Raw genomic sequence first — 4,234 nt, 5'->3', positions numbered from 1 at the left:
AAACAATGAATCTTGCAAGATTTGAGATCGGTTTCAAAAAAATCGATGACTGTAGTTGGTTATAAAATATTGTAGATTCTTTCAAAATATACTTGGTCTAATTCCTATAGTGATCATTTTTAATAGAACTATCTTCTATAAGTAAACTACCTTTTGATTCCATCCTTAAAAAAAACACACAAGACCTTACTTTCAAAAATCCTATCCGTTTTCATTGCAATAGTTCTAATCTCCTCTGTCGCCATTCCAATTTTAGGATATACTAAGCCAGTGTTAGCTCAGACAACAAGCGGTATAGTGTATGTTACCGCTCAATGCTGTGATGGTTCTATAGTTGTAGAATCATCTGCAATAAATGGAGGCCAGCAAGTTGTGGTACCGTCCGGAGGTGAAGTTGGTCCATACACTATACCGTCTGGCACAAGTGTTTCTCTCACTGCAAACCCGACTAGTGGAAATTATTTCTCAATGTGGACCGGCGAAATAAATGGAAATGGTTGCCCCCTGTCAAATGGGTTTGCAATTTGCGGTTCTAGCAGTTCACTTACTTTTACCGTGACATCTGGTACAACTAGCATCACTGGAAGTTTCACATCAAGTCCACCACAATTAACTCCTACAACAACCTCAGTTTCGTCATCAGCAAATCCGTCAACATCTGGTCAACCAATAGCCTTTACAGCTACAGTATCCCCAGTACCGAATGGTGGTGCAGTACAATTCCAAATTGACGGTGCAAATTATGGTTCACCGGTTACAGTGATCTCAGGATCTGCCACGTCTACAATTACCAGTACATTGGCGAGTGGCTCTCATACAATAAATGCCATGTATTCTGGTACAACAAATTTTGCTAGCAGCAGTGGTACACTAACACAAGAAGTAAATCCGTCGACACAGCCTGGTGGCACAAATACAGGAACGGTTGCTGTTACATTTATAGAAACTGGACTACCTCAAGGAACTTCATGGTCTGTAACATTGAATGGAAATACGCAATCATCTACGTCTACCAGCATCATGTTCAACGAACCTAACGGAAACTATCAGTTTGTAATCAATCCTCCCACATCTTATAATGTAGTTCCATATTCTGGTTCATTAACAGTAAATGGTAATCCGATATCACAGGCTTTGACATTTGTTCCCCCTGTACAAGAATCCGGGTCTACTCCTGTTTCAATGTCACTTACAGGTACGGTGTCAGGACCTATAAACAACCTTCAGATGACGTTAACATCTGGTACCATAACTGCAGGTGGCACAACTTATCCTGTGACAGGATCTCCAGGGCAATTCTGTAACCAAAATAATGTTGTATGTAACTCTCCAAATGGAGTATTGTCTGCAGGAAGTATTCAATTGCCCAATGGTTTGGTTTTGGGTCTAGCATCTTGTTATACGCAAGCAAATAACAATCAACTTCAATTAAGCTTCTACAATGGCAGACCGAATACTTGTGGAGGAACAACTGCAATAGTACAACCTCCATCAAACGCATTCTATTGTCCATTCAACGCCACTGGATCATTGACTGTTACTGGCTCACAAGCAACTATTACCGCATCTGGAACTGGAAATTGCAATATTCCAACTAGTCAAACTCCTACAACAACCTCAGTTTCATCATCACAAAACCCATCAGCGACAGGTCAATCAGTTACTTTCTCAGCTGCTATATCTCCAATACCTGATGGTGGTACGGTTCAATTTCTTGTTGATGGTATACCTGCAGGTAATCCAGTCTCGGTATCAGGAGGACAAGCTACCTATAACACTTCATCGCTTTCTATAGGAACGCATCAAATTACTATATCATACTCAGGGGATACAAAATTCTTGTCTAGCATATCTCGTGCAATTAACCAAACAATCAATCCATCAACTATTGTAATAACAAATACGCAATTTCCATCACAGGTGTATCAGGGTCAGGAATTTACAGTATCCTTGGATGTATCTAACCAAGGATCTGTTTCTGTTAATCCTAATCTCTATCTGTCTCTAGACTCCCAGAGCACAATTCCAACCGTCGATGCACTAGGAAATCAACCACAAATTCTGTGTAGTCCTGTAGGTGGAGCGTCTATCCCTCCAAACGGTCAAGAAACAATTTCATTTCAATGCGTGGCCAATTGGTCTTTCTCAGCACCTCCATCTTTTGTATCTACAACATTAGGCGCTTTGCTTAGCCTAGGTACGACTGCATTAAGTGACTCAAACTTACTCACTTTTGTAAAGGCATATTCGTTATATCCTAACTTGTTAGTCCAAATTACTAATGCCGCTAACATAAGCACTCAGGCAGTACAAGATGTTGGAACCAACATAGGATTGTTGCAGCTCATTAATAATGGAGCTGTAACTCCAATTGTTCAGTATAATCTCCAACTCTACACAAACTCCCATGTTGTGCAAATTAATCCGTCTATGCAACCAATTCAAATTGTGATAAATGGTTCTCCTGCGAAAATATCTGCTCTGTGGGATTATGCAGGAATAGAGGTAAGTTCACCAGCTGTTTCGGGCGGTCTAGTTCTTGCAGGAACAGCTGCTTTTGGAACATGCGCCTTCACATTTGGCGTAGGATGTATAGTAGCAGGAACATTGTATGCTACAGCAGCGCTAGAGGGTTCAGCTCTACCAGCATACTATCAAAAACAAATGAGTGATCCTTCATCAAACTATACTCAATTTGTTTCTCCTGAACCGCCATCCTCTCTGATTCTTTCGTTAAACAACAGTACCGCAGGACATGCTCTATACAATCTTGCGTTGTACGAGAGTTATCTTAATGCCTCCACAATATCAAACGCTCGAGCTTACGGTGCAATTCAAAACAATTCTACCTACTATGCATACATACAAGGATCAAAGGCAGAGCAGTATGCCAACGACGCCTCTTCATATTTCCAACAATTCAAATTATATCTAGATGAGTCATTGCAAGAGCTCAATAGTACCGGATCCTTGAATCAAACAGAATTCAATAATGCAAAACTCACATTGTCAAAACAGGGCTTGCCTCAAGATATAACACAGATATTAAGTGCTCTACATCTAAGCGGAAACATCAACATGACTCAGCTTGAAAATCTGCAATATCAACCAGTAAATATGACGTTGATACAATCCATACAAAATGGTGGTTCCGATCTATCTCAACAGGACAAGAACTATTTGAAAAATCTTTCCAATACTGTGCTATCCAATGGACCCACCCTGAACATTATTTCTCCACACGACGGATCCATCCTTAATCATAACACGTTCTACGTGTCAGGCACAACAAATGATACCGCGGGAATACAAAAGGTGAGAATATCTGTAGATGGAAACCAACCATCATCTGCCATTCTGAACTTTGGATCATATGTAAACTCGACAGTGTCTTGGGTATACACCACACCGACTCTTCTAGATGGTTCACACGTCATAATTGTAAATTCTACATCTCATGATGGAAAGAGTTCACTGGTCTCAATATTGGTTACAGTAGATACAATTCCACCCGAATCATATCTCGAGTTTAATTCAACAACAAAAGATGTAACATTGCATGGAAATGACAGCCTATCTGGAATTCCAAGTAATCCTATCTTACCGACATCTGTTGCTTCAGCTAAGTGGGGTGATGATGACAACAAGCTAGATAATGATACTGACAAAGGAGATTCTCAGATTAGAACTTACAATATGGAGGACAGAGCGGGAAATACATTGGTATTGATTGAGAAGGTTAGAACTAACGGTGATGAAGTAAAAGTTAGAATTCTGAGTCTACAATACAACCATGGAAAGATTATCTCTACTCTACCAAATGAAGAAAAATTCAGTTGGTCAGAAAACAAAGATCATAGTATAAAAGAATTAGAACAACACGTAACAACAGGCAAGGATAAAAACAAACAAAACATAGATGCAAAATATTCTTCTAAAGACAACAAGACCACAATACATGTTAAAATTCCGTCTAAACATGTTGTTCATGACATAAAGGAATCTGGGCCGATTCTATTACATGTAGCCTCAAATAATGGGACTCTTGTAGTGAATGGATACTAATCTAGTTCAAAACATCTCCAAGGAATCCAGTCACTAAAATCTGATTTGAACCTAAAACTTAAATTCAAAAATCTATATTGTAAATCATTCTTGAATATGAACTACAACCGGAATGGTAAAATGGGACCATATAGTCTGGCATCCCCTCCAGTCCACTCCTTTTAGTCTC

At 39.5% G+C, this 4,234-nt stretch carries 1 protein-coding gene; it reads left to right on the top strand.

Annotation, left to right across the window (positions count from 1 at the left end):
- Window positions 1-270 precede the first annotated feature (270 nt).
- A complete protein-coding gene (locus DYY66_RS10360; protein WP_166289011.1) occupies window positions 271-4,065 on the top strand; it encodes an Ig-like domain repeat protein in 3,795 nt (1,264 codons plus the stop codon).
- Window positions 4,066-4,234: the final 169 nt, after the last annotated feature.

It is taken from the genome of Candidatus Nitrosotalea sp. FS, from assembly GCF_011319475.1.
GTDB lineage: Archaea > Thermoproteota > Nitrososphaeria > Nitrososphaerales > Nitrosopumilaceae > Nitrosotalea.
The sequence above is the reverse complement of the archived record's forward strand: the minus strand, read 5'-3'. Positions and strand labels throughout refer to the sequence as shown.